Source organism: Endozoicomonas atrinae (assembly GCF_001647025.1).
Taxonomy (GTDB): Bacteria; Pseudomonadota; Gammaproteobacteria; order Pseudomonadales; family Endozoicomonadaceae; genus Endozoicomonas; species Endozoicomonas atrinae.
The window spans coordinates 1-3123 of record NZ_LUKQ02000419.1 but is presented as its reverse complement, the minus strand read 5'-3'; the positions used below and the strand labels follow the sequence as shown (position 1 = coordinate 3123).

Sequence of the window (3123 nt, the reverse complement as noted above, 5' to 3'; positions counted from 1 at the left end):
TGCATCGTGAAAGTTTTCAGGAAAATCGGGAGTTTTAGGCATGACATTAACGGGATGAACAACAGGCTATTTAAAGTATAAAGGCAATCGCAGAATTCGTGACATATTTTGAAAATGAAATTGGTATTATATTTATCCGGTGCACCATTAAAGCCCAGGAAGGCGTCCGTAGTCTGCATATTGCCCAGTCCCTGCGGGCTATCGTAGTTAATGGTTGGCGCTCTTCTTACCCGGCGCACACCCGGAATATAGGACCAGGCAGCACGTGGCTTGAGCTTGGGGTTAATAAATTCATGAACCAGGACACCTTTGCCTTTTTCACGGGTCGGTTTCAGCGTCTGGGTCAGCTGATAGATACGCGGATTAACATCCCCATTCACACCAAAGGATTCCAGCGTGTGATTTTCTGCATCCTGAAATGGGCTGTATCTGACGGTGTGCTGACGGCCATGAAGCCTTGAACCATTTCTGTACACAACCATCTGCGAATACTTGCCATCCGAAGCGAAAGAGCCTGCACGTATCATCTGATTCCAGAGCGCTTCAATGCCCGATTGTGGAATTGGGAACGGGAAGCCGACAAAGGCATTGGTCACACCATTACCACCCTCAATCAGCTCAGAGCGGGTCGCATTTTTAAACACTTCCTGCTCAGCCAGTGTAGAGTAACGACCATCACGACGACTCTGGTAAACTTTCATTTTGAAAGTCTCAGGATAGCTCTTGAACATGGCCAGAGTGCCTGGAGTCAGCTTATCCTTATACTGATCTAAATTCTCAGCAGTGATGGTGAACAACACTTCATCATCTTTATAAGGGTTAGGGTAATAGCTGCCTGTTCCTTCGTATTCTGCAGGAATCTGGAAGTTTGGGTTCCAGGCTGGAATAGTGCCATCCGCATTCCCTGCTCTTTCAGCGCCAACGGGGGTTAAATCATTTTTCAGTCGTTCAGCTTCTTCGGGAGAAACCTTGGCCATTACCTGGGCTGAAGCCAGAGTCAGGGCGGTCATTCCCACAGCCAGTAAGGATTTTTTTATTATCATCATTATTTCCTTGGCTTATACCTTATTGATTAATGCGGTCAGGTTGATACCTGACCTGCTGTTTTTTTTATTGTTTAATCAGAACGCGTATTTAACGTTGAAGGCCAGATAATCTCGATCGGTGAATGCATTATCTTCATAATCACCAAGGTAAGCGGTGTAAATCAGCGAGGTTTCCAGATTTCCCTGGTAGATTAATTTACCGCCCAGACTGAATCGATCCGAATTTGAGGTACTGGTGAATTTCCCGCCAGCAGCATCACCACGGAAATTGGCACTGAACTTAACAGGAATTTCAAAGTTGGTGCCAACCATGACATTGGTATATTTGAAAGTAACTGCAGCTCCCATACCTGATCCGATCTTATCCCCATCAAGCTCGGACTCTTCATAACCCTGTACACGGTTTACACCAATTTCACCGCTGAACATAATGTCATCTGCAATTGGGGTAACGCCGAACGCGTGAACCGCTGAAAGCTGAGCCTGTACAATATCAGCGCGCATAGGAGTTGCTTGAGGATCTCTTACTGCAGCTCCCTTTCGCATGGATACTTCGCCACCTATATTAGTACTGCCCAGCAAAGTACCAAAACTAGCGCCAATCATTTTTATATCTTCGAAATACTCAAGATGATAGCCAACAGGTGTTGAACCAGCGAGGTCAAAAAACATTGATGGTTCTTTATCATGGTAATTTATGTAATAAAGCCCAAGATCGAATCCATTCCCCAATCCTTCAGCAAAATAGTTAAGCGCAACACCCCACTGTCCACTATCCCTTGCTGCTATATCGTTTCCTCTTGTGGGCTGAAGGCTGAATGATGGGGTTATTGGAATAAATACACTTTCTCCACCAGCATCCAGAACATCGGTAGTACTAAAAAATGATCCAACACCATTGATATCTGTCTTTTCCCACTCCCACTGAGAATACGCAGAGATACTCAAGTCATTGGTTAAATCAAACTGACCAAAAACCTGACCAACAGGAAGCAGAATATCCTTAACCTCAACACCTGGTACATTGGCCTTGGTGCCATCAGCTGGGCTCATCGCACCACTGACTCCCGGAATAAACAATGCCTCACCCCAGCTTACCATTTGGCGGCCAACTCGAAGGTTCAGGTTTCGTCCAGCAATATCAAAATCACCAAACACAAAAGCGTCAAGGAGTCTCGCATCCTTACCATTTTGTTTTTTGGTCGCTTCAGAAAATTCGTTATGAGGGGCAGAGCTATGGTTTATGGTTCCGGGAGAATCATTGTCATTCTGATGAAAATAAACATCATCATAAAATGCACTTCCTCGAATAAATGCACCGTAATTTTTATAAGACAATGATGCTTCACTGATGATTGATAGGCGATTATTAACCAAAGCCCCTTTTTTAAAATTACGGTTACCATCATCACCATTGACATTCGCAAGTGCTACGGCATCAGGATCTTCCATTCGCCACGCGGCTGCGTAACCAATATTAGTATCCCAATCTATAGAGACTTCATCAGTTGGCTGAAAAGAAAGCGCATACGCACCCGGCATGGACATTGATGCAGCAATGGCTGCAGCCATAACAGACTTGCGTGGTAATTGAAAAAGAGCCGTTCGCTCTTTTGGCGAGAAAACAGGATTTTTTATTATTGTTTTTACCATCTCTACCCCCAGGAACAGCAACTGTAACCCAATTCTCACTATCAAAATGAAAACTGATGAATCCATCAGCAGGAATTCACAGTTAATGTTCTACCTTGTTGTTATTTTTTCTTGTTTGGCAGACTACTCGACAACAGTATATGGATGCTTGAAATCGCTCAATGACAAAAAACGGCCAAGAAAAATTAGCAAAATTCGCCACTTTTTATTTGTTTAAAATCAACAAGTTAAGAATGCAAAGAATAAAAAAACCGGCCCTTTTATAAAAGAAACCGGTTAAAAAAGGAGTCCATAAAGCAATAGTCCGGACAGTTTTCCGAAATAGGCAACCATGAGAGGAATCAACCAGAGTAGAGAATCCTAATAATCTATCTGTTGATACCTCCTCTCATGGAAATCATAGTTAAGTCTGCTCTGGACAGTA

Annotated in this window: 2 protein-coding genes; both read right to left on the bottom strand. The window is 43.6% G+C overall.

What is annotated here, in order from left to right; genetic code table 11:
* A partial coding sequence (locus tag AK963_RS27285; protein WP_238593867.1) for a DUF1329 domain-containing protein occupies nucleotides 1–1046 on the bottom strand: 1046 nt, incomplete at its 3' end.
* 75 nt (nucleotides 1047–1121) lie between these two features.
* Nucleotides 1122–2699 (bottom strand): DUF1302 domain-containing protein, encoded by a 1578-nt coding sequence (locus AK963_RS27280; protein ID WP_238593866.1) that lies wholly within the window; start codon nucleotides 2697–2699, stop codon nucleotides 1122–1124.
* Nucleotides 2700–3123: the final 424 nt, after the last annotated feature.